This window comes from Jatrophihabitans sp. GAS493, assembly GCF_900230215.1.
Lineage (GTDB): Bacteria > Actinomycetota > Actinomycetes > Mycobacteriales > Jatrophihabitantaceae > MT45.
On sequence record NZ_LT907982.1, the window covers coordinates 198,960 to 221,973 of the forward strand.

A 23,014-nucleotide genomic window follows, 5' to 3' on the forward strand; every position below is an offset into this window, starting at 1 on the left:
CGAGGGCGGTTCAGGGGAGGTCGGTGCGCCAGCTGCGCAGTTCGTGCTCCGTGGGCCGGCGCCAGCTGACCTCGGCCCACTTCGACCCCGGCCCGAGGTCACCGGCGGCGTAGAAGCGCCGCGACGCACGAGGCCCGATCTCCCAGGGGCCCAGCTCCTGGGACAGCCGCTCCAACATCGGGCCGCTGATGATGACGTCGCAGGCCGTCTCGGCACCCTCGTTGATGAGCACGAACCCGGCGCCGTGCTCGAAGGCGATCGTCCACGGCGTCACGTAGGCGGCGTCGCGGCGTTGTTCGATCGCCACCATCAGCTCAGCCGCCTCGGCCGATCGCACCACCGATACCGCCGCCTCCTCAGCCGCGGTCAGCGCCTGTTCGGCGGCATCCAGCGCACGGGCCGACGACGCGTCGGCTCGACGGGCGCTGTTTCGCGTACTCAACGCGGCGAAGACGGCGACGATCAGCGCCATGGTCGCCGTGACGACCGCGATCCATCCGAGCACGCCCCGATTCTCGCCGACCCGCGCCGATATCCGGCCACGGCACGCGGATCAGCGCCGAGCCGGCTGCCCGTCGGTCAGGGGTCAGGCGTTAGGGAGGTCAGGCCAGCGCGGCGTTGATCGCTTCGAGAACCTCGGGCGCGTCGGGCTCGGTGCGCGGACGGAAGCGGGCCAGCACCGCGCCATCACGACCGACCAGGAACTTCTCGAAGTTCCACTGGATGTCGCCGGCCTCCCCGTCGGCGTCGGGTGTCTCGGTGAGCACGCCGTAGACGTCATCGCGTCCCTCGCCGTTCACGTCGACCTTCGAGGTGAGCGGGAAGGTGACGCCGTAGGTCGCTGAGCAGAACTCGGCGATCTCCTCGGACGTGCCCGGTTCCTGGCCGCCGAACTGGTTGCAGGGAAAGCCCAGCACGGTGAAGCCCCGGCCACTGAGTTCGTCCTGCAGCGCCTCGAGCTTGCTGTACTGCGGGGTGAGTCCGCATTTGCTGGCGACGTTCACAACGAGGGTGACGCGGTCGGCGGCCAACTGGCCGAAGGTGGTGGATTCACCGGAGAGGGTGGTGAGCGGAAGTTCGCGAAGGTCGGTCATGAGATCGACTGTAGTGATCGCGCCCATCTGGGTATGAAGCAGTCAGTTCATGAGCAGTTCCATCAGAAGGGAAATCGCCATGCCCACCGGTACCAGGGCCCGCACGCCGGGCCCCAGCGTCAAGGACAAGCCGCTCTACGAGAAGCTGCGCGACGAGGGCAACTCGAAGGCCAAGTCAGCCCGGATCGCCAACGCCGCCGCCAACACCAGCCGCAGCGCGATCGGTCGCAAGGGTGGCGCCTCGCCGAGCTACGACGACTGGACGGTCGAGCGCCTGCGCAGACGGGCCGCCGAGATCGGCATCGACGGCCGCTCATCAATGCGCAAGAGCGAGCTCATCGACGCCCTGCGCAATTCGTAGCGGACACCGACGGCGGGTTCGCAGTGCCAGCTACAGCGAGATGCGCTCCAGCACGTCGCGGATGGCGAACTCGAAGAGGGCCGAACTGCTGCTGAGCGACGCCGGCAGGTGCCGATTCACCTCGAGACTCAGCACACCGTGCAGGGTGGCGTAGCAGTCCATCGCGGCGGCCAGCGCGGCGACCGGCAGCTTTCCGTCGGTGCAGTCAACCCAGCCGTTGAGCTCGTCGACGAGCTCCGGCGTCAGCCTGGGCGTGATTCGATCCACCGCCAATCTTCCCTCGGCCACCAGGTCCAGCATGGTCTGCATCAGCGCACCCACCGAGCGCATCGAGGCCTCGGTGGTCGCCTCGGTGCCGGTGTAGCCGGGCACCGCTGATCCGAAGATGAGGCCGTACGGAGTGGGGTGCTCCAGCGCCCACTGCCGGTAGGACTTCGCGACCACGACGAAGACCTCCGTCGCCGGCAATTTCGGCGTCTGCGCCCGAGACCGCGCATAGGCCTCCTGTAGCGCAGCCCCGAGCGAGTCGAAGCCCTCGATGATCAGCGCCGTGAGCAGGTCGTCGCGGCTGGGGAAATAGCGATAGAGGGCCGACGGTGCCATGCCCATCTGACGGGCCACCGCTCGCAGCGAGAGCCCGGCCGGGCCGGACTCGGCCATCACCTCCCACGCCAGTTGCTTGATCTCCGCCGTGGTCTCGGCGCGCACACGGTCACGCCGGCTCACGGTTGCGGTAGTTGCCGGACCAATCATTCAGCGAGCCTAACACGAAGTGAACAGTGAACACTTTTAGAACAATGCTCTTGACAGACGTGCGCCCAGTGAGAACACTGTTCACAAGACAAACGCTGTTCCCGCAAATCCGCGGCAGGCCCGGAGGACATCATGATCGATCGTTTGGCTCACCTCGTTTTTCACCGCCGGCGCCTAGTGCTGGCTCTCTCCGCTGCCGTACTCGTCGCCTTCGCGGCGCTGGCCGCCGGCGCGTTCTCGGTCTTGAAGGTCGGCGGCTTCGACGACCCACGGTCTGACTCCAGTCAGGCCCAGCACCTGCTCGACACCAAGTTCGGCGGGCAGACCAACCTGATCATGCTGGTGACGCCGGTCGCCGGGGGGCACCTCGACGACCCGGCCGTCGTCTCGGCCGTCGGCACGCTCACCGAGAACCTGCGCAGCACCGGCGACGTCGGCACCATCACCTCCTACTGGTCGACCCACTCCGACTCGCTACGTACCCGCGCCGGCGACTCGGCCCTGGTGACGATGCACGTCGAGGGTGACGACGACGCCTCCTTCAAGGCCGCCCAGCGGATCATCGACGACTACGCACGAACCGATGCCACGATCCAGGTGCGCGCCGGTGGCCAGCTCGGGGTGAACCACGACGTCACCGCACAAGTCGGAAAAGACCTCGGAATTGCCGAGGGTATCGCCGTCCCGATCACGCTGCTGCTGCTCATCCTGGCCTTCGGCAGCCTGGTCGCCGCACTGCTGCCGCTGGGCATCGGACTCGTCGCGATCGCCGGCACCTTCGCCGAGCTCAGCCTGCTCGGCCACGTCACCGATGTCTCGACCTACGCCATCAACCTGACCACCGCGCTTGGACTGGGCTTGGCCATCGACTACTCACTGCTCATCGTGAACCGCTTCCGCGAGGAGGTGGCCGCGGGCTCGGAGACCGAAGCCGCCATCGCCCGCACCCTGCACACGGCCGGGCGAACCGTCATCTTCAGCTCGGCGACGGTCGCCGTCGCGCTGGCCGCGATGGTGATCTTCCCCTTGTATTTCCTACGTTCCTTCGCCTACGCCGGGATCGGGGTGGTGCTCATCGCCATGCTCTCGGCGCTCATCACGCTCCCCGCCCTGCTCAGCTGGCTGGGCGAGCGGGTGAACTCCGGGCGGGTGATTCGGCGTCGACCAATCCGACCGGCGTCGCAGGAGAGCGCCTTCTGGCGCCGTACGGCAACCACTGTCATGCGCCACCCCGTCCTGATCGCCCTGCCGGTGATCGCGCTGCTGCTCGTGATGGGCAGCCCGTTCCTCAAGATCGTCTTCTCGACGCCGGATGACCGAGCGCTGCCGACCACGCTGGCCAGCCGACAGGTTGGTGACGCGCTGCGCAGTGACTTCCCGGGCAACGCCGCAGCCAACCTCTACGTCGTCATCGACGGACCGGCCGAGCAGAACTCGCTCGACGCCTATGCCGCCCGGGTCTCCGCAATCACCGGTGTCACCTCGGTTCAGGCCCCGGACGGGCTGTGGCGGGCGGGGCAGCTCACCCCGGCGTCGGCGCCGCAACTGGCCCGTTCCGACGCGCGCTATCTGGTGGTGACCGGCCCGACCGACGGGGCTTCCGCCGCGGCGCAGCAGCTCGTCACGACGATCCGGTCGGTGGCCGCACCGGCCGGAACCCAGGTCCGGGTCGGTGGTGCGCCGGCCCAGCTCGTCGACTCCAAGGACGCAATCGGATCCCGACTGCCGTGGGCGCTGCTCTGGATCGCGGTGACCACCTTCGTGCTGCTCTTCCTCTTCACCGGCAGCGTGGTGCTGCCGATCAAGGCGCTGCTGCTGAACGCCCTGAGCCTCTCGGCGGTCTTCGGAGCGATGGTGTGGATCTTCCAGGAGGGACATTTCTCGTCCCTGCTCGGCTTCACCCCAACCCCGATCAACACCTCGATGCCGGTACTGCTGTTCTGCATCGCGTTCGGTCTCTCGATGGACTACGAAGTCTTCCTGCTGTCGCGGATCAAGGAGGAGCACGACCACGGAGCCTCGAACACCGAGGCGGTCGCGGCCGGTCTGGCCCGCACCGGACGCATCGTGAGCACGGCGGCCCTGCTGCTCTCAGTGACCTTCTTCGCCTTCGGTACCAGCCACGTGAGCTTCCTGCAGCTCTTCGGAATCGGCACGGCGATCGCGATCGTGCTCGACGCGACGGTCATTCGAGGAATTCTGGTTCCCGCGTTCATGAAGGTGGCCGGGGAGGCGAACTGGTGGGCCCCGGCGCCGCTGCGGAGACTGCACAGCCGGGTCGGGCTCTCCGAGACGGTCATCCCGTCGGACGCCCAACTGGCCGAGTTGACTGGCCCCGTCGAGCCTGCGGGCGCCGGGCGCAGCTAGCTCCGGTCGCCGTCCCTCAGCGAAACCTCAAGAAGCGCGGCGCGAGGCCGATGAGAGAGGTATGCGGCCGCTGGGGGCGGTCTCGCACCACAGCGACCGTTGCCTATCGGGGGGCAGCCGGGCATCTCGACAGGAGCACAACGTGCGGCAAGCGACGTGGAAGTGGGCCCTTGCGCTAGGCCTCTTAGCCTGCGCAAGCTACCTCGCGCTGCCAGCCGGCCTCGGCCGGGCGCTGCTGCTGCTGATCGTCGCCGTCGTCTGCGTCGTCTGCGTTGTGCTGGCCGTGCAGCATCAGCCGTCCTCGATGCGCCTGGGCTGGCGGCTGCTGGCCGCCTCGTGCGGATGCTTCATCAGCGCCACCCTGTTTTTCAGCATCGACGACCTCCTACGCCACCAGGTTCCCGGCGCCTTCACTTTCATCGATGTGCTCCGGCTCAGCGGCTACCTCCTCTTCTTCCTCGGCATCATGCGGATGAGTCGCTCCCGGGGTCTGGCCGTCTCGCGCGAACGTCACGCCGATTCGGCGGTGGTCTACCTGGGTGTCTTCTGCCTCGCCTGGCAGGTCATCCTCAGCGGCTACGCCCACGATCCGTCCCTGAGCATCACGGCCAAAGTGGTCGCGATGGCCTATCCCCTGATCAACCTGGGGGTGCTCTTCACCGCGACCGGCGCGATCCTGGCCGGGGTCACCCGGCGGGCATCGGAACGCTTCCTGCTCGCCGCGATCCTCGGGCTCTTCCTGGCCACCGCCATTGGCCGGGTCATGACGATGCGGCACAACAGCCACGCCGGCAGCGCCGCCGGCGTCGTCATGCTCTTCGCCTACGTCATGTTCGCCACCTCCGCGCTGCACCCGACCTCGCAGCGGACTCTGGTCGAGGCCACCGACTCCGGGCTGCGGGTCCGGCGCTGGGTGCCTCTGGTCGCGATGGCCGGGTTCATGTCCCCGGCCATCCTGTTCCTCGGCAGCATCTTCGACTTCCAGGTCGATGTCGCGGTCCTCAGCTGCGCCGAAGGCATCCTCTTCGGCTTGGTCGTGCTGCGGGTCTGCTGGCTGTTCATCCGGATTCGTAGCCAGAACCGGCTGCTGCACAGCCACACCGACTCCCTGCAGGAGGCACTGGCCACCCAGCAGGCGCTGGAGACCGATCTGCGCTACCTCGCCTTCCACGACAGCCTGACCGGCTTGGCCAACCGGGCCTTCCTGCAGCAGGAGGTCGAGACGGCGCTGGCCACCGCCGCCGAAGTTGGCTCGTTGGCGCTCTGTATCTGCGACCTGGACCAGTTCAAAGAGGTGAACGACAGTCTCGGTCATCAGGTCGGCGACGCCTTCCTGATCATCGCCAGCCAGCGTCTGACCGAGGTGACCGGCGGCCAGCACACGGTGGCCCGCCTCGGAGGTGACGAGTTCGCGATCCTCTTCGCCGGGCTGGCCGAACCGGGGGCGGCGACGCAACTGGCCGAGCGGATCGTCGAGGCGCTACGCCAGCCGGCGATGATCGCCGGGCGCGAGATCGCCCTCTCCGTCAGCGTCGGGCTCGCCTTCGCAAGCTGTGACACGACCAGCGAACTGCTGATCAGTGAGGCCGACACCGCCATGTACGAGGCCAAGGCGGCCGGCAAGGACCGGTGGGCGATCTTCGAGACGTCGATGCGGCTGCGCCTGGTCGACCAGCTGACCGTCACGAACTCCTTTCAGAGTTCACTCGAGTCGGGCCACTTCTTCCTGCAGTACGAGCCCCAGGTGTCGCTGCACGATGGGCGGCTGGAGGGCTTCGAGGCGCTGGTCCGATGGGAGCACCCGACGCTCGGCCTGCTCCCGCCGCTGCGCTTCATCCCACTCGCGGAGGAGACGGGCTTCATCCGGACGCTCGGGGCCTGGATCCTGCAGCAGGCCTGCATCGAGGCGGCGAACTGGGTCTCGACGACCGACCTGACCATCTCGGTAAACCTCTCGGGTCGTCAGTTGCAGGACCCCGAACTGGTCGCTCACGTCGCGGCCGCGCTGGCCGGCAGCGGGCTCGGATCGGAGCGCCTCGTCCTGGAGATCACCGAGAGCGTCCTCATGCTCAACCCAAAGCAGGCGGCGCAGACGCTCTCGGAGCTGAAGCAGATGGGGATCCGGATCGCCATCGACGACTTCGGCACCGGTTACTCGTCGCTGAGTTACCTGCAGCAATTCCCGGTCGACATCCTCAAGATCGACAAGTCCTTCATCGACCCGCTGGAGGATCCCGAGAGCGAGGGCAGCGCGTTCGTCCAGACGATCGTGCGACTGGCCCACGACCTCAACCTCAGCACCATCGCCGAGGGGGTCGAGCAGCTCTCGCAGCGCGAGACGCTCTCCCGGCTGGAGTGCCAGAGCATTCAGGGGTATCTGCTCTCCCGCCCGATGTCGCGGGAGGCGGTCCACGACTTCATCACGACATCCACGGCTACCGCGGTGACCACGGCGGCGGCTACGGAGGCAGCAACGGAGGCGCCGCTCGTCACCGCTATCGCACCGCAGCGCATCGACGCGAACCGGCTCGGTCCGATCGGCCGCCCGACGCGCGCGATCGTCGATTAACCGCAGCTGAACCTGGCCTGGATACGATCGGGGAATGTTCGCCCTGATCCCAGGAGCTGGTGGCAGCGCCTGGTTCTGGCACGCCGTCCAGCAGCGCCTGCAGGCCGCCGGGGAGTGCGCCGTCGCCGTCGAACTCCCAGCGGCCGACGAGAGTGCCGGGTTGCCTGAATACACCGAGACCGTGGTGAATGCCGTCGCCGCCGAGGGTGACGGCAGCGAGCTGGTGCTGGTCGCCCAGTCGCTCGGCGGTTTCACGGCGCCGCTGGTCGCTGAACGCCTCGGCGCGCGGAGCATCGTGCTGTTGAACGCGATGATCCCGCTCCCCGGCGAGACACCCGGGCAGTGGTGGGGGGGCACCGGCCAGCCCGCGGCGATGCGCGCCAATGATCTGGCCGAGGGTCGCGATCCGGATGCCGGCTTCGACGACGCGACCTACTTCCTGCACGACCTTCCGCCGCAGCTGCTGGCCGAGTCGGCCAATCACAACTCTCCGGAGTCGGATGCGGTCTTCGCAACCGCTTTCCCGCTCAGTAAGTGGCCGCGGATCCCGACCTACGTGCTGGCCGCGCGCGACGATCGTCTCTTCCCGGTCCAGTTCCAGCGCGACGTCGCCCTGGATCGTCTCGGCGTGACGGCGGAGGTGGTGCCGGGCGGGCATCTGGCCGCGCTGAGTTACCCCGACCCGATCACCGATCGGTTGCTGCAGCTCGGCGGCTGAGCGTCACGCCTGCGAAGCAGTGGCCCGCTCTTTGCGCGAACGCTTGTCCAGGTACATCGCGTTGTCAGCCCGGGCCACCAGGAACTCCGGCGCATCCGAACCAACCTCGGCGATCGCCACGCCGATGGAGGCGCCGATCTTCAGCGGCCCGCAGGAGAGGTCGTAGGGGACTTGGAACGCCTCGCGCAGGCGGCTGACCAGGCCGTCGACGCCGCTGCCCTCCTCGCCGGTGGGCTCGCCGCAGAGGATGACCAGCTCGTCGCCGGCCAACCGGGCGAGCAGGTCGGAGGCGCGCAGCATCTCCAGCGTGCGGTCACAGAAGGCTCGCAGCAGCTCGTCGCCGACGGCGTGGCCGTAGGTGTCGTTGATCGACTTGAACCCGTCCAGGTCGAGGAAGATGACCGCCGGGGCCGCCTCTCCACGCTGGTGCTTGGCCATCGCCAATCGCAGTGACTCTTCGAAGAGCACCCGGTTCGGCAGGCCGGTCATCACGTCGCGAGTGGCCGCATGCCCCAGCCGCTTCGTCTCGTTGCGCAGCTCCAGCAGCAGGGCGACATGCTCGGCGATGTCACGCAGCCGCTCCAGCTGGACCCGGCTGAGCTCGAGCTCCTCGTCACTGAAGGCGCAGATCGTGCCGGCCACCTCGCCCCCGGTGAGGATCAGCGGGGCGGCGGCGTAGAGGCGGATGCGATCGAACTCCCCGGTGACGTGCGGGTTCTGTGACCAGCGCGCGTCGCGGGTGGCGTCCTTGGTGTAGCTGACGTCCAGGGTGAGGATGCTGGTCGCGCACATCGAGTCGGTGCGGGCCACCTCGGCCGGGTCGTAACCGTAGGCCGCAGCCGACCACTGGCGGTCGGCGTCGATGAGGTTCACCGCGGCGGTCGGCGTGCCGCAGACGTAGGCGGCCAGGCGGGCCAGCGCGTTCAGCTCGCGACTGCGCGGTTGGTCGAGCGCGTCCAGGCGATGCAGGGCCGAGAGGCGGGCGGTCTCCTTCGCTACCGGAAGCGAGGCAACCGGAAGCGAGGCAACCGGAAGCGAGGCAACCGGCAGCGCGGCAACCGGCAGCGCCGGACCGGTGGAGTCGTCGGGGTCCGCCTGAGCCAATGCCGTCATGATCGCCTGATCGGCAGGCGTTCGGAGTTGCTTAGCGCTCTCCCGCCGAATTTCCCGCCGAATTTCCCGCCGAATTTCCCGCCGAATTCCGGGCGAATCTCAGGCGGTGGGGCGGCGCTGGGCGATGCCCCGCACGTAGGCCGCCTGCCCGGCGTGCTGAAGCGAGTCGGAGATGACGCTGATCATCCGCACGCCCAACGTCACCGGTGGGTCCCAGGACGTGTCGACGATCCGGTCCAGGTCGGCGTCGGTGAGGGTCTTCACGAAATCGACGGCCTGCTGGTGCACCTCGCCCAGGTAACCGCGCAGCAACTCGGCCGAGACCTGCACCTGCGGCACCTCCTCGACGCGCTGGGCGTAGCCGGTGGCTGCCTGATCGAAGGGGAGGTCGAACCGCTGGGCCCAGCCGCCGGCGAACCAGCGCTGCTCACAGCGGGCGACATCCGCGACGTGATCATCCTGCACACGAGACAGGTGCCAGACCAGCCAGGCGATCGAGTTCGCGTGATCGTCGATGCGGTAGGTGAGCTCATCCGGGGTCAGGTCATCCAGCACGCCGTTGACGATGTGGTGGATCCGATCGAAGGCATCAGAGAGCAGCTCGGCACTGGTCATAACACCAAGTTAGTGCCATTTCGCCGCCGATGCGTGGCAATTCTGCTCACAGCGGTACCGGGTAAGTCGCAGCCGCCGCCCGACGTGCTCAGCGCAGCGGGACCGATTGCGGGAACGAGAAGAGATTGTGCGGGTCGTGCGCCCGCTTGACCTGCTGCAGGCGGGGCAGGTTCCCGTCCCAATACGCGGCTGGGTAGGCGGTTATCGTCGGGTCGGCGTAGTTCAGGTAGGCCGAGCCGCCCAACCACGGGGTCAGCGATCGGCGTAGCCGCTGCACGTAGGCATCGTAGGGAGCGGGGTTGGCCGCGGCCCGCGTGGCCGACCAGGTTGCGGTGTACTGCAGATCAGCGAGGCAGCCCCGCCAGGGGAAGGCCGTCGCCGTCGGGGCTAGGTCGTCGACCGCGCCGCCGAGGGAATCGAAGGAGACACCGCCCTCGACCATTCCCGGGACACCGGAACCGGCGGCGGTGGCGGCGACGATGGCCGCCACACCGGCGGCGGGCAGCGGCTGGCGCAGGATCGAGGAGGTGGCGGAGAAAGGCTGCCGTCTGGCCGGCGTGAGCGAGCCGGCGATGCAGGTCGCGGCGCTGGCCCGGGGCGAGCAGCCGGCCTCGCTCAGCATCGTCGCTGCGTAGCCGGCACTGGTGCGGGTGTTCGTGACTGGTGGCGGGAGCGCACCGAGCAACGGCTGCAACTGGGCATCGAGCCCGACCTTCGTCCCGAGCCAGGTTCCGGCGATGACGACCCGCTGCCCGCGGCCGGGTTCGACCAGCAGCTTGCAGGTGGACCAGAGCTCGCGGGCGGTGCCACCGATCCAGTGCTGCCACGCGGTGAGGACGGCGGCGGCTGACCGCCACGGCCACTGCAGGTAGTAGGTACCGATCGTCGGGGCCGGCCGCACCCGGAAGGTCAGCGCGGTGACCGCGCCGAAGCTCCCGCCCCCTCCCCCGCGCAGGGCCCAGAAGAGATCAGGCTGGGTGGTGGCACTGACGGTCTGCAGCCGTCCGTCCGCGGTGATCAGGTCGACGGCGGCCAGCTGGTCACAGGCCAACCCGTAGGCACCGGTGAGGACGCCGACGCCACCGCCGAGGGTCAGCCCGGTGATCCCGACCGTCGGGCAGGAGCCGGCCCCGATCGAGACGCCCTTGGCGTCCAACTCGGTGTAGACGTCGGCCAGCAGGGCACCGGCACCGACCTTGGCCGTCATCTTCGCGGTGTCGACGTCCAGCGCGTTCAGCTCAGCGAGGTTGGCCACCAAGCCGGGCCCGGATGACCAGCCGCCGTAGGAGTGGCCGCCGTTGCGGATCCGGAGCGGGATGCCGCTGTCGGCGCAGAAGCGCACGCAGGCCTGCACGTCCACACTGGAGCGGCACATGGCGATCGCCTGCGGCGGCCGCTGCTGGGCGAAACGGGGGTTGTAGAGCAGGCTCTCCGGACGGTAGCCGCGATCACCAGGTTGGAGCAGACCACCCGATATTTGCTGGGAAAGCGAGCTGAAGGTGGGGGCCGAGCTACTGGACGCGGCAGCAGTCTCAGTGGTTGGGGCGGCCGAGCTGGCCGATGCCACGGAGGTGGTCGGGGCAGCTGAGGAGCTGGGCGTCAATTCGCTTCCCCGGGTACAGGCCGCGAGCGCACCGGCGAGCAGCGTGGCACCCCCGAAACGCAGCACGTCGCGCCTCGGGACCGCTGGCGATGGCGGCCGGTCGGCGGCCGGTGCAGGGGTCACCCAGAGATCATCGCGAATTCCAGGCGGTATCGCGCGCAACATTCCGAACCCGGCGGCGGCCGGATCGAATTGAGAGCGATCGTCACAAACGAGAGCAGTGCTCTTGACAGGCGCGAGACGGGAGGTGCATGATTGCCACACAACAGAGAGCAGTGCTCTCGCAATCGCCCAGGAGGCCAACATGTCCAGTGAGCAGCGCTACCTCGAACCCGGCTGGTTCACCCGCAACATCTTCAACCGGGCCGTCCGCCGGATGGGCCGCTTCGGGGTCAGCCTGAAGGGCTCACGTGAACTGCGGGTACGCGGGCGCAAGAGCGGCGAGTGGCGCTCGACGCCGGTCAACCTGCTCACCATCGACGGCCAGCGCTACCTGGTCGCTCCGCGTGGCACCACCCAGTGGGTGCGCAACCTGCGGGCAGCCGGCGGGGGTGAGCTCAAGATCGGGCGCCGGGTCGAACCTTTCGTCGCCGACGAGCTCAGCGACGACGTCAAGGCACCGGTGCTGCGCGAATACCTGCGGGCGTGGAAGTGGGAGGTCGGCATGTTCTTCGAGGGCCTCGACGCCGATTCACCGGAGGAGAAGCTCAGCGAAGTGGCCCCCGGATTTCCCGTCTTCCGGATCGCTCAGGCCGCCTAGAGCTGGGTCGCCGCTCGATCGTCCGGGCAGATCGCGCCTCGTCGGATGTATCAATTCAGTCACCTGAGCATCTGCTTAGTTGACGGTAAAACTCGCGCGTACCTCACGCGGGTCACGGTCGTTAGTCACGGTGTCAGGGTCTTCGCTCCACCGACGCGCAGGCTCCGGCAGATCTCAGGTGCAACCCACCAGAGCCGATTAGAGCAAGTACGCAGACGATCTGAATGAGGAGCCATGATGACCACACCCCACGTCATCGCCGAGGCCGACTACCTACCCGCGGCAGTCCGACTGAGCGACGCCGAGAAGCGCATGTACCAAGCCGAAGTTGCCCTGCACGAAGCCCGTCAGAGCGGCGTCGACGCCTGGATCACCGCAGCCTGTGACCGGCTGCACGAGGCGATCCTGGCCCACAACGCGGCCCGCCGCCAGCTCGCCCAGCTGGACGAGCAGCTTCGCCCGGCTTGCTGATCAGCCTCCGGCTGATCAACCATCCGCGCTAGCGGGCAGCGCCCGCACCAGCTTCAACCACACCGCTTCACTGCTGCATATGCGTCACCGCAGAGCCGGGGTCGTTCACGCTCGATCGAGCTGAATCCGCCCCGGCTTAGTTGCGTTCCCAGCCGCCCGGCGGCCAACTAGGATCTGCAGATGACCTCCGCCGGTTCACTACGTCACCGGGTCGTAGTCGGCGGACGACTCGCCCGCACCTGGCGGCCGACCGGCACTCAACTGCGGGCGTTGCTGCGATCGACGATCACCTCCTACATCGCCCTCGGGATCGCGCTCTACATCCTCCCCGGCGAGCAGTCATCCGGCCCAATTCCGGTACTGGTGCTGGTCGTTCTGGTGGCCACCATCGGGCTACTGCTGCGGCCGCTGCTGCTCGCGCTGGCCGTGCTCCTGGGCTCCTTCGGATTGCTGCTCGTCGGCATTCTCAGCCAGGCCATCATTCTCGGCGTCGCGATCGCCATCTCACCCGATATCGAACTCGCCAGCACCGCCCAGGTCATCCTCGTCTCCTGGAGCGCGGCGATCGTCGCCGCGCTGGTGAACTGGCTCTTCGACGCCGGCAGTGAGGACTCCTTCCTGGCCCAACTCCTCGGAAGGGCCGTGCGGGTCGCCCGTCGGCAGCGCCGTGCGGGCAATCTGGCCGGACACGGCACCCTCATCATCCAGCTCGACGGCGTCGGTGAGACTGTGCTGCGGCAGGCCATGACCGCAGGCGCCATGCCGACGCTCTCCACCTGGCTGCGCGGCGGCACGCACACCCTGCGCGGGTGGCACACCGGGCTGCCGGCCACCACGCCGGCCGGGCAGTCGGTGCTGCTCTACGGCGACACCACCCAGATCCCGTCGTTTCGCTGGTATGAGAAGCAGTCCGCGCGGCTGATGGTGGCCAACCATCCGCGCGACGCGGCCGAGCTCGAGCTGCGCCTCAATCACGGTCAGGGGCTGCTGGCCGACGGCGGGGTGAGTATCTCCAACCTCTTCTCGGGTGGCGCGGCGACGACGCTGCTGACGATGAGCGACGCCCGGCTGCCACCCCGTACCACACGAGGATTCGCTTCATTCGCCACGACCGCGGGCGGCCTACTGCACTCGATGGTCGTCTTCGTCGGCGTGGTGATCACCGAGATCTACCAGGGACGACGCCAGCGCCGCCGCCGCGTCGAACCCCGCGTGCGACGCGGTTGGCTCTTCGCGTTACTGCGGGCGGTCACCACCGCCCTGCTTCGGGATTTGAACGTCGCATTGGTGACCGAGCAGATCGCCCGCGGGGCGCCCGCCATCTATGTCGACTTCCTCGACTACGACGAGGTGGCTCACCACGCCGGCCCCAGCCGTCCGGAGTCGATTCGCATCCTCGACGGGCTCGACCGGCTGCTGCGCTTCTTCGCCGACGTGGTGGTCGCGACCGGGCATGAGTACAGCCTGGTCGTCGTCTCCGACCACGGTCAGGCTCAGGGCGCCACCTTCGACCAGTTGAGCGGCGGCCCGCTGCATGGGCTGGTGGACGCCCTCTGCGACTCGCCCGAAATCGAGACCCAGGAGGCCGACGCGGTCGGCGCGGACTCCGCCCCGGCTGAGCGCTGGGGTCCGGCCAACCTCTTACTCACCGGGGTCGCCCGCTCCTCGAGCATGGCCGGAAGGGCGGTCAGCCGATCGTCGGCGAGTTCGGCCACGGCGGCCGACTCACCCGACGGCGCTGTCAGCCGGGCCGACAACCAGGTCACCCTCGGCGAGGGAAAGGCTGCCAAGTCGGCGAAGTCCGAGTCCGACCGCGGCGAGGCGGCTGCGCCGACGGGAGTCGTGGTGGCGGCCAGCGGGAGCCTGGCCCACTTGTACCTGGCCGATCACCCGGGAATCGCGTCGAGTGAGGAGATCCACGGGCGCTACCCACGCCTCGTCGACGGCCTGGCCCAGTGCCCACAGATCGGCGTCGTGCTGCTGCGTCCGAGCAGCGCGCCCGATGACACCGACGTCCTGGCCCTGGGCGCAGGAGGGTGGCGCCGCGTGCACTCCGACGCCACGACGAGTGGTGGCGACGGCGATGATCCGCTCAGCGTCTACGGCCCGTCGGCCGCCGCCGATGTGGTCGCGCTCTTCGCGCGGGAGCATGTCGGGGATCTCGTTCTGCTCGGCCGCTTTGATCCGTCGACCGGCGAGGTCGTCGCCTTCGAGGAGCTGGTCGGCTCGCACGGAGGGCTCGGCGGCGGGCAGACCGAGGCGGTCTTCATTCATCCCAGCGATTGGGATCTTCCGCTCGACGCCGCCCTCAGTGGACGCCAGGTGTACGAGGCGCTACTGGCCCACGTCCCGCGCAGTGGCGACGACGCCGCGAATACGTTCGCGCCGCGGAGTGAGATCGCGTCGCGGAGTGAGATCGCGTCGCGATGAGTAGCAGCGCGCCGCAGCGGCCCCCCGGCGACGAGGTTTCGGTGAGCTGGTGGGGGCATGCGACGACGACGATCGAGTTGGCCGGCTGCCGGGTACTCACCGATCCCCTCTTCGCCACTCGGCTGGCCCATCTGCGCCGGGTCGGCGGCCCCGCGCCGGGTGCCCAGGCGCACCGGGCCGATGTCGTGGTCATCTCGCATCTGCACCGTGATCACCTGCATATTCCTTCGCTGGCCGTCCTGCCGGCGAGCACCCGAATAATCGCCCCCCGTGGCGCCGCCGCGGCCGTGGCTGGAACTCAGCCGCAGCTGGCCGACCGCTTCGAGGAGATCGAGGTGGGCGACAGCGTCGACGTCGGCCTGGTGCGCATCGAGGCGGTTCCGGCCGCCCACGACGGTCGACGGGCGCCCGGGTCACGCTTTCGGGCCACCACCCTCGGCTACCGGTTCAGCGTTCGTGAGGATCGCAGCGAGGAACGAGCGAGGACCGGAGCGAACGCCCGGATGAGCGCCAGCGAAGACCAAAGCACCGTTCGTGAGGATCGCAGCGAGGAACGAGCGAGGACCGGAGCGAACGCCCGGATGAGCGCCAGCGAAGACCAGTCAACCGTTCGTGAGGATCGCAGCGAGGATCGCAGCGAGGAACGAGCGAGCGCCCGGGTTTGGTTCGCTGGGGATACCGGGCTCTTCGACGGGATGCGGGAGATCGGTCCGGTGCAGGTGGCCGTGGTGCCGGTCGGCGGTTGGGGACCGACCCTGGGCGACATGCACCTCGACCCGGCGCAGGCCTGTGAGGCCGTCCGGCGGGTCGGCGCCAGTGACGCAGTCCCGATCCACTTCGGCACCTACTGGCCGACCGGGTTACGACGCGCGCATCCGACGAGCTTCCGCCGCCTCTGCCAGGAGCCGGGGACCCGGTTCGTCACGGCGCTGGCCGCCGACCAGCCACAGACGCGGGCCCATCTGCTCGCTCTCGGCCAGCGCGTCGATCTGCCAACGCACCGATGAACAGTGCGTTCGGTCCGGGTTACCTGATCGGGCTCTTCGGGGTCGTCGCGTTCGGTGCCGTCGTGCCGGTGCTACCCACCGGGGCTGCGGTGAGCGTGGCCGCCGCCGTGGCCGAGCGGGATCATATTCCCTTGTTTTTCCTGGTCATCCTGGTCGGGGCGGCCGGAGCCTACGTCGGCGACATCCTCACCTACGCCGCCCTGCGAGCCGCGGCCAGAACGATCTCAACTCATGGCCATCACGATCAGAACCGGCGCTGGTGGAGACCGCGCTATGTCCCGGAGTGGGCCCGCCGGCGGCTGGAGCCCGAGCAGCGAACGGCGACGCTGGCCCGGTTTCGTCGCCAGATCGACACCCACGAAGTGCGCACCCTACTGCTGTCCCGGTTGGTGCCGGGCGGGCGTATCCCCGTGCTGATCGCGGCCTCCGTCGGCGGATACTCGCTGCGTCGCTTCGCCCTGGCCGACCTCGGAGCCGCCCTGATCTGGGCCCTGCTGTACGCCACGATCGGCCTCCTCGGGCGGGTGGCCTTCCCCGAACCGTGGCAGGCGGCGCTGGCCGCAATCGGGCTCGTCCTGCTGGTGAGCCTGTTGAGCAGTCAATGGGCCAGATATCGGATGCGTCAGGCCGACGCACCGGCGCAGCGTTCAAGCTCACCGGAAACCTGCCGATAAAAGCGATAGCATCACAACTGTTCGAACGTGGCGAGTTCTCTCGACAGCGCGGTCCGGACTGCCGTCACGGCTTCTCCCCAGTCGGCATGTCCACGCGCGCGAGGTGCTCATGATCGTTCCCGTCGTCACCCCTGAACTGGCCGAACGCTCCCTGATCGGAGCCGCGGTTCATGCCTTCTCCGCGCGGGCCAGCACCCGATCCAGCCCGGCCGACCAGACCGATCTCGAGTTCGCCCGTCAGATACCCAAGCCGGATGAGCTCGCGGAGTCAGCCACGGTCTATGCCATCAGCCTCATCTGGTGGGCCCATCAGGATCTGCACGCCCGGCGCGAGTTGCTGGACGCGGCCACCACGCTGATGTTTGCCTACGTCGACGACGATGCTCGCGAACGCCCTTTCGAAGCCGGTTACCGGATCTTCGCCACGCAGCTGGCCCAAGCGGCGCTGACGCCCCGGATCGACGCCGAGATCGACCTGCGTCCACTCGTCTCCGGAGTCACCGAGATCGACTTGATGACGGCCCGCTTCGCCGACACTGCGGCGCACGCACTGCTGCGCACCGACCGAGACACCTTCGGCGACCCCGCCCAGTCGGCCGAGACGATGCGCGACGAGATGATTCAGCTCGCTTTCTGCTCCCGAGCCGCCTGACGGTTCTCGCCCGCCTGCGGCGCCCGTCCACCCAGTCGGAGAGGCAAGTTCGACGAATATCGATTTCGAGTTGACGTCGAATAGTTTCCGAGGAAACATTGTCCCTACGCGGTACCGGGGGGTACAGCTACAGCGCAGCAGAGAGTGACTCAGCATCCGATCGGCTCGGGGGAACCGGCCGGATGTGGCGTCCGGGGCGGATCGGGGGATCCGAGCGGACGTCGAGGGCGGACCGATTCGGGGGTTTCGGTCGCCGGTCACCAGGTGTGTGCGCTACGCAGCGGCAACGCGGCTTCGGGCCTGACCAGGCGTTCGGAGCCGCGTTCTGCTATTTCGGGGTGTATTTGTAGACCGTCGCCCAGTCGACGCTGATGTGCCCGGCCGCAGAGTCATTCGGCGGCTCGGCCCCGTCGAGGTTCGTCTCAGCCTGCAGCACCCAGTGCATCGGCTTGTGCGGCACCAGGGTGGTATTCGTGAAGACGACCGCGTCGTCGACGTAGAAGACGACCTTCCCCGGAGTCCAGTCGATGGTGATGGTGTGCCAGTCGGCCAGAGAGATCCCGGTCCGGTCGTAGGCGACGACGCCCTTGGGGTTGGAGACGCTGGACGGCTTGGCGAAGAGCGAACCCGCGTTGATGGTGCCATCCAGGTTCATCTCGGGGAAGTCGATCTCGCCGTCGTCGGGCCAGCGCATGCTGTCCGGCCACAGCAGGAAGGCGATCTTGTAGCCGTAGGTGGGCTCCACCTTCATCCGCAGGCTGTACCGGCCATAGGTCTGGCCGCCGTCGGAGCCCGGCCCGGAGCCGAAGCGCTTGCCGGAGACGCGGCCACCGACGAGTGGTGCCGGCGCGGCGACCATGTGCTCGCCGTTCTCGGTGTGCAGGTACATGTCCAGCATGCCGTCCTGCACCGAGAGCACCTTGTCCGGTCGGTAGGTGCCCTGCTTGGACGTGTCATTCGCACCGTTGTATCCGGTCCAGCTACTCGCGTAGGTGTGGGTGAAGGTCCCGAGCGGGGCCGGCTTGGTGAAGTCCTCGGTGAACTCCTGTGTCCAGCCCGGCAGATTGCCGACCGGCATCCCGTCACTCAGCCGGATGACCTGCTCGGGGTGGGAGTTAACCTGACGGGAGATGACCAGCGTCGCCAGCAGCAGCGCGAGCACGGCGACCAGCCAGAGGGTGCGGCGGGGCGGCGAGGTGCGCAACCGGTTCGACACCTCCGGCGGGAGCGGGGCACGTGGATACGCGGTGGCACCCGGGTGGGCGGTCGTGCCCGGATTGCGAATCGCCGGCGGCGGCAGCGTTCGGGGGCGCGGACCGGTGGTCTCAGCGGGGTTTGCTGGGTTTGCTGGGTTTGGCTGGGCGGCTTGTGGGGGCACGACGTCGCGTGTCGTCGACATGCGTGCGCTCCTCACCGTCGTTGGGTCAGACCCCGGATGTGCCGGCTGATTCCTCTGGTCTGCCGCGCGCGGTAGCCGTAGCCACGACACCGTTCGACGTCAGAGGTGCCGTCCTTATGTGAAATTTACCAAGTCACGGCTGCGCTGCCGACGCCCGATCGACCGCCGCGTCAGCCGAGTAACAGCGCGTCTTCGAAGACGAGCGACTGCCAAGGTCGATGCGGGAGCCGACCGTGTCCGGGATCGACGCCGACCAGGTGCCCGCCGGGCAGGGTTGCGATGGTGTGGGCGGCCTCCGGGTCGACGGTGACGACGGCGCCTACCTCCAGTGTGCATTCCAGCTCCGATCGTCGCCAGTTCACCACCGACGAGTGGCCGTGGATCTGGCTGAACGGAAGTGGTACTCCCCCGGCGAGCCAGCTCGCGATGAGTTCCGCGCCCTCGGCCGCCCAGATCGGCCCGGCCGAGAGGTTCGGTGGACCACCGCCGAGCATCTGACCGGAGCTGAAGAGCACCTGCTGGCGCAGGCCACTCAGCGCGTTGATCGCAGACGCCGCCTCCCGGGCGGTGGCCGGTGAGTGCAGCACCCCGGCCCAGAACCCTTCCGTGAGTCCGGCGTGCGTGATCAGCCAATCCGCGCCGTCGGCGTGCAGCGCGATCGCCGGGCGCATCCGCCGTTCGCTCCACCAGTCGAGCAGCATCCCGGCGCCGTCATCGCTGATCTGCTCACCCCACTCGAAGCTGGGCTCCGAGATGTACTGCGCCTCATGATTGCCGACGAGCTGAATCCACTGCCCGGGCTGCTCGGTGAGGTACCGATCGACCAGGGCGAGGACACCCTCGGAGTCAGGGCCGCGGTGGATGAGGTCACCGACCTGGACGACCGTGAGCTCGTCCGGGAGGCGCCCGGTCGAGGGGTCGGCGCCGAGTCGCTGCAGCTCACCGCGCAGCTCGTCGAGTTGGCCGCCGATGTCGCCGACGACGGCCACTCGAGCAGAGCTGCGGGAGGGTGCTGCGGCGCCGGTCATCCCCGGAACGCTAGCTGGCTGTTGTGCGTGTGCTGCTGCTGGGCTCAGATGCTGACCGCGGGGCTCAGATGCGGAACTGCCGGGTGAGGGCGTCGAGTTCCGCGGCAAGGCCGGCCAACTGGTCGGCCGACTCTCCGGTGGCCCTCGCTGCGGTGGCGGTGGTCGTCGTTCCCTCGGTCAGTTCGGTCATATTGACGCTCACCGTGCTGGTGCCCTCGGCGATGTGCGAGATCGACCGGCTGATCTCGGCGGTGGTGGCACTCTGCTGCGCGACCGCGGCGGCGATCGTCGACTGGTAGTCGCTGATCTGTCCGATCGTCTGGCTCACCTCGCCGATGGCGCTGACCGCAGCCGTCGTGCCGCTCTGGATCGTGTCGACCAGGGTCGAGATGTCGCTGGTGGCCCGTGCGGTCTCCTGGGCTAGCTGCTTGACCTCGGTGGCGACGACGGCGAACCCCTTCCCGGCCTCGCCGGCCCGGGCCGCCTCGATGGTGGCGTTGAGGGCGAGGAGGTTGGTCTGGCCGGCGATCGTCTGGATGAGTTTGAGGACGGTGCCGACCTCCTCCGACGAGGCGCCGAGTTCGGCGATCGTCGTGGTGGTGGACTGCGCGGTACGAACCGCGGCCTGGGCAACACCCGACGCCTCGGTCGCACTACGCGAGATCTCCTGCACGGAGGCGTCCATCTCGGTCGCCGCGCCGGCCATCATCTGAACGTTGTCGTCCACTTGGTTGAGTGCCTGCGACACGTGACCGGCCTGGCCGGACGTCTGCTCCGAGCTGCCGGTGAGCTGCTCGGCGATCTCGGTGAGCGAGTGGGCTGATCCGGCCAGCTGCTGCGAGTGGCCGGCGACCGTGGTGAGCACGTTGCGGACGTCGCTGACGGCGGTGTTGACTGCCTCGCTGAGCTCACCGAGCTCGTCGTGGCTGGTCACCTCGACCTCGCCGGTGTAGTCGCGCCGGGCCATCTGCGCTAGGACGGCCACGGCCCGACGCAGCGGGACGAGGATCGACTTCGAGATCAGGAAGCCGGCCACGACCAGCAGGATCGCGCCGAGAATGATCGCGACCAAGGTCATCGTGATCGACGAGTGGTACGTGCTGTCGGCGGCCGCCTGGTCGGCGTTCGCGTCGTCCAGCATGGTGTCGGAGAGGTCGCCGATGCGGCTCTGCACGATCTCGAAGGTGAGGACGTTCGGATCTTTGGCGTAGCTGTTCCAGGCGGTCAGGACGAAGTCGAGTTCGGGGCCTTCGCCACCGTTCATGTGCGCCGCCTGCAGCTTGGCTATCGCATCGGTCACCTTGGCCGCGGCGGCCTTCTCGACGTTCGGCGTATAGCCATCCTGCACCAACTGGGCCTCGACCACGCCGGCTTGTAGGTCACCCAAGGTGCGGGCCGGGATCAGGTTCTCGGTGCGGCTCTGGGTGGCCAGCTCGTGCAGTGTGTGCTGGCCGGAGTACCCAACCCAGCCGACGATGGTGGCGGTGCCCAGCCCGATGAGAACGAGCAGCAGGAGCTTGCGCCCGACCGTTAACTTGATGGTTCGCAACACTTGTGGGTACTGCCTTTCCAGCGCATGCACTCGGCCCGCCGCGGTGGAGGGTCCAAACCGGACTATCGACGCGATCAGCGCGTACATGAGCGGCACCTAAGCGACCCTCCCGCTTCGGCGCCCGGAGACCGCCCTACCCCCGTCTCGCTTTTGGCACACGTGCAGGGACTATCCCTGCAGGTGTGCCAAAAGTGCGACGGACTCGGCGATCTTGAACCGTTGCCGTGCTCTGCGGGGCCGGAGCATGTCCGGCAGCGCGTCGCATCCCCGGGAACGGAACGCGGCCTGGCGAGATCCACAGGCCCCCCGATTCGGCGGCGGCGACTGTTTAGTCGCCTAACCGCTGGGCGTGAATACCTGTCCGAGGGCGGACAAGTCAGGCGCAGTCTTGGCCAGACCGAAATCGGTGGCCACCCAGGTCGCAGTGTCGTAAACCAACTCAATGACGGTGCCAGTCGGCGCCGTCGCTCCCGGCGGCAAGCGAGCGGCCGTAGCGGTGAAGTTGCCATGCGCGACGATTAGCACCTGCTGGATTTCGTCTTCACCGTCCGGCACGCCGAACTCCAACGTCTTGGCGATGGCGCCTCGCGAGGCATAGGCCCAACTGATGGCGGTTGGCTTGGGGTCGCCATTGACAACGCCTGCTTCGGCAACCAGCCGAAGAATCTTCGCCGTATTCGAATCGTCTGATTGTCTGGATGCGGCTGCTGATCCGGAGGGAGTAGCACGTTCACCGGAGGCGCAGGCCGATAGAAGGGCAACACTCACGGCAGCAGTCACGGCAACCGCGTGTCGAGTTCGATGCCAGACCAGCACGCTGTCGGGAGGTCGATCTAACATATGCCGCCGTTCCGATACCTCTCCAGCCGAACTCTGCATGACGGAACCCTCCGGTCATGCAGGACGCAGGTTGCGGCTAGCAGTCTGATCACGATATCCGCACTCCGCAGATTTCCGCGCTCGAACAGACGGTCGGGACCGAATCCCCGAAATTTGGGCCGACGAGGGGACTTGAACCCCTAACCGCCCGATTACAAGTCGGGTGCGCTACCAATTGCGCCACGTCGGCAGTCCGGAGCGGCGTACCACCAGGGAGGTACGGCCCGCGCCAAGTGATCATCGTAGTCGGGGCCGGAGGCTCCGACACACCAGCCAGCTGGCCTACCGGAGGTTCGGCCGCTTCGCCCCCACGATCGCGTGGTCGTAGGCGTAGACGATGGCGGCCGCCCGGTCCCGCAGGTCGAGCTTGGTGAAGATGCGTCCGATATGGCTCTTCACGGTGAGTTCGGAGATGTGCAGGGCGTCGGCGATCTCACTGTTGCTCAGTCCCTGACCGATCGCCAGCAGCACGTCGTTCTCCCGCGCAGTCAGTTGCGCGCTCGCCGCCGGCGTCCGAGGCGGCGCGGCCCGCCGGTAGGCACTGAGCACTCGCGCGGTGACGGCAGGATCCAGCCAGGCATCCCCGGCCGCCACCGTCCGCACGGCACGGATCAGGTCCTCGGCCGGGGAATCCTTCAGGATGAACCCGGCCGCCCCAGCCCGGAGCGCACCGGAAAGCATCTCATCGTCGTCAAAGGTGGTCAGGGTGAGTACCGGCGGATGCGCGCCCTGATCACAGAGCCGCTGGGTGGCCGTGATCCCGTCCACGTGCTTCATTCGCAGATCCATGACGATGACGTCGATGCGGTGTTCGGCCACGGCGGCCGGCACCTGATCGCCGTCCGAGCACTCTGCGACGATGGTGAACCCATCCCGACGGCGCAGGATGCGACGCAGCCCCGACCGCACCAGCTCCTGGTCGTCGACCAGCAGCACGTTCGTCGACCCATCCTCCAACTCCGTCTCGGC

General features: G+C 68.1%; 21 protein-coding genes and 1 tRNA gene. 10 read left to right on the forward strand and 12 right to left on the reverse strand.

Annotated elements, in window-relative coordinates; translation table 11 throughout:
• Positions 1 to 10 precede the first annotated feature (10 nt).
• Together CPH63_RS00870 and CPH63_RS00875 are read right to left on the reverse strand one after the other, a co-directional pair.
• Positions 11 to 505: a hypothetical protein gene (locus CPH63_RS00870; RefSeq protein ID WP_096301154.1), complete on the reverse strand. Its 495-nt coding sequence runs from the start codon at positions 503 to 505 to the stop codon at positions 11 to 13.
• 97 nt (positions 506 to 602) lie between these two features.
• The gene (locus CPH63_RS00875) at positions 603 to 1,094 is read right to left on the reverse strand and encodes a glutathione peroxidase (RefSeq protein WP_096304856.1); all 492 of its coding nucleotides are present in this window, start codon (positions 1,092 to 1,094) and stop codon (positions 603 to 605) included.
• A 79-nt stretch (positions 1,095 to 1,173) separates the two neighbouring features.
• On the opposite strand from CPH63_RS00875, the gene CPH63_RS00880 reads away from it, so the two are divergent.
• Entirely contained in the window at positions 1,174 to 1,455 is a 282-nt protein-coding gene (locus tag CPH63_RS00880; RefSeq protein ID WP_096301155.1) for a Rho termination factor N-terminal domain-containing protein, read from the forward strand.
• Positions 1,456 to 1,485: 30 nt separating this feature from the next.
• Here CPH63_RS00880 and CPH63_RS00885 read toward each other — a convergent pair whose 3' ends face one another.
• The gene (locus tag CPH63_RS00885; protein WP_096301156.1) at positions 1,486 to 2,208 is read right to left on the reverse strand and encodes a TetR/AcrR family transcriptional regulator; all 723 of its coding nucleotides are present in this window, start codon (positions 2,206 to 2,208) and stop codon (positions 1,486 to 1,488) included.
• A 132-nt stretch (positions 2,209 to 2,340) separates the two neighbouring features.
• On the opposite strand from CPH63_RS00885, the gene CPH63_RS00890 reads away from it, so the two are divergent.
• The 3 genes from CPH63_RS00890 (at position 2,341) to CPH63_RS00900 (ending at position 7,862) form a co-directional block, all read left to right on the forward strand.
• Positions 2,341 to 4,575: an MMPL family transporter gene (locus CPH63_RS00890; protein ID WP_096301157.1), complete on the forward strand. Its 2,235-nt coding sequence runs from the start codon at positions 2,341 to 2,343 to the stop codon at positions 4,573 to 4,575.
• A gap of 142 nt (positions 4,576 to 4,717) precedes the next feature.
• A complete protein-coding gene (locus CPH63_RS00895) occupies positions 4,718 to 7,144 on the forward strand; it encodes a bifunctional diguanylate cyclase/phosphodiesterase (RefSeq protein WP_172892129.1) in 2,427 nt (808 codons plus the stop codon).
• Positions 7,145 to 7,178: 34 nt separating this feature from the next.
• Positions 7,179 to 7,862 (forward strand): alpha/beta fold hydrolase, encoded by a 684-nt coding sequence (locus CPH63_RS00900; RefSeq protein WP_096301159.1) that lies wholly within the window; start codon positions 7,179 to 7,181, stop codon positions 7,860 to 7,862.
• 3 nt (positions 7,863 to 7,865) lie between these two features.
• Here CPH63_RS00900 and CPH63_RS00905 read toward each other — a convergent pair whose 3' ends face one another.
• From CPH63_RS00905 to CPH63_RS00915, 3 genes are all read right to left on the reverse strand, one after another.
• On the reverse strand, positions 7,866 to 8,975 hold the full coding sequence (locus CPH63_RS00905; protein WP_096301160.1) for a sensor domain-containing diguanylate cyclase: 1,110 nt from the start codon (positions 8,973 to 8,975) through the stop codon (positions 7,866 to 7,868).
• 99 nt (positions 8,976 to 9,074) lie between these two features.
• A complete protein-coding gene (locus tag CPH63_RS00910; RefSeq protein ID WP_096301161.1) occupies positions 9,075 to 9,590 on the reverse strand; it encodes a DUF664 domain-containing protein in 516 nt (171 codons plus the stop codon).
• A gap of 88 nt (positions 9,591 to 9,678) precedes the next feature.
• Positions 9,679 to 11,316 carry an FAD-binding oxidoreductase gene (locus CPH63_RS00915; RefSeq protein WP_172892130.1) on the reverse strand — a complete coding sequence of 546 codons (1,638 nt, stop codon included), beginning with the start codon at positions 11,314 to 11,316 and terminating at the stop codon, positions 9,679 to 9,681.
• A gap of 181 nt (positions 11,317 to 11,497) precedes the next feature.
• Here CPH63_RS00915 and CPH63_RS00920 point away from each other — a divergent pair, with 181 nt between their 5' ends.
• The 6 genes from CPH63_RS00920 to CPH63_RS00950 all read left to right on the forward strand — a co-directional run bounded on the left by CPH63_RS00920 (position 11,498) and on the right by CPH63_RS00950 (position 17,187).
• Positions 11,498 to 11,953 carry a nitroreductase family deazaflavin-dependent oxidoreductase gene (locus CPH63_RS00920; protein WP_096301163.1) on the forward strand — a complete coding sequence of 152 codons (456 nt, stop codon included), beginning with the start codon at positions 11,498 to 11,500 and terminating at the stop codon, positions 11,951 to 11,953.
• A 234-nt stretch (positions 11,954 to 12,187) separates the two neighbouring features.
• Positions 12,188 to 12,424 carry a hypothetical protein gene (locus CPH63_RS00925; RefSeq protein ID WP_096301164.1) on the forward strand — a complete coding sequence of 79 codons (237 nt, stop codon included), beginning with the start codon at positions 12,188 to 12,190 and terminating at the stop codon, positions 12,422 to 12,424.
• A 180-nt stretch (positions 12,425 to 12,604) separates the two neighbouring features.
• Positions 12,605 to 14,854, forward strand: a complete 2,250-nt coding sequence (locus CPH63_RS00930; RefSeq protein ID WP_096301165.1) for an alkaline phosphatase family protein — start codon at positions 12,605 to 12,607, stop codon at positions 14,852 to 14,854.
• The gene (locus CPH63_RS22675) at positions 14,851 to 15,861 is read left to right on the forward strand and encodes an MBL fold metallo-hydrolase (RefSeq protein ID WP_197704513.1); all 1,011 of its coding nucleotides are present in this window, start codon (positions 14,851 to 14,853) and stop codon (positions 15,859 to 15,861) included. Before CPH63_RS00930 ends, CPH63_RS22675 begins: the two co-directional genes overlap by 4 nt.
• Positions 15,858 to 16,535 carry a DedA family protein gene (locus CPH63_RS00945; protein ID WP_096301166.1) on the forward strand — a complete coding sequence of 226 codons (678 nt, stop codon included), beginning with the start codon at positions 15,858 to 15,860 and terminating at the stop codon, positions 16,533 to 16,535. Before CPH63_RS22675 ends, CPH63_RS00945 begins: the two co-directional genes overlap by 4 nt.
• Positions 16,536 to 16,644: 109 nt before the next feature.
• Complete coding sequence (locus CPH63_RS00950) at positions 16,645 to 17,187, forward strand: hypothetical protein (RefSeq protein WP_157749186.1); 543 nt, start codon at positions 16,645 to 16,647, stop codon at positions 17,185 to 17,187.
• A 328-nt stretch (positions 17,188 to 17,515) separates the two neighbouring features.
• Here CPH63_RS00950 and CPH63_RS00955 read toward each other — a convergent pair whose 3' ends face one another.
• From CPH63_RS00955 to CPH63_RS00980, 6 genes are all read right to left on the reverse strand, one after another.
• Positions 17,516 to 18,586, reverse strand: a complete 1,071-nt coding sequence (locus CPH63_RS00955) for a glycoside hydrolase family 16 protein (protein WP_096301168.1) — start codon at positions 18,584 to 18,586, stop codon at positions 17,516 to 17,518.
• A gap of 170 nt (positions 18,587 to 18,756) precedes the next feature.
• Positions 18,757 to 19,614, reverse strand: a complete 858-nt coding sequence (locus CPH63_RS00960) for a metallophosphoesterase (protein ID WP_096301169.1) — start codon at positions 19,612 to 19,614, stop codon at positions 18,757 to 18,759.
• A 64-nt stretch (positions 19,615 to 19,678) separates the two neighbouring features.
• Positions 19,679 to 21,166 (reverse strand): methyl-accepting chemotaxis protein, encoded by a 1,488-nt coding sequence (locus tag CPH63_RS00965; RefSeq protein WP_172892131.1) that lies wholly within the window; start codon positions 21,164 to 21,166, stop codon positions 19,679 to 19,681.
• A 336-nt stretch (positions 21,167 to 21,502) separates the two neighbouring features.
• Positions 21,503 to 21,934, reverse strand: a complete 432-nt coding sequence (locus CPH63_RS00970; protein ID WP_096301171.1) for a hypothetical protein — start codon at positions 21,932 to 21,934, stop codon at positions 21,503 to 21,505.
• A 228-nt stretch (positions 21,935 to 22,162) separates the two neighbouring features.
• Positions 22,163 to 22,235, reverse strand: a tRNA-Thr gene (locus CPH63_RS00975).
• A gap of 92 nt (positions 22,236 to 22,327) precedes the next feature.
• Entirely contained in the window at positions 22,328 to 23,002 is a 675-nt protein-coding gene (locus tag CPH63_RS00980; protein ID WP_371364813.1) for a response regulator, read from the reverse strand.
• Positions 23,003 to 23,014 lie beyond the last annotated feature (12 nt).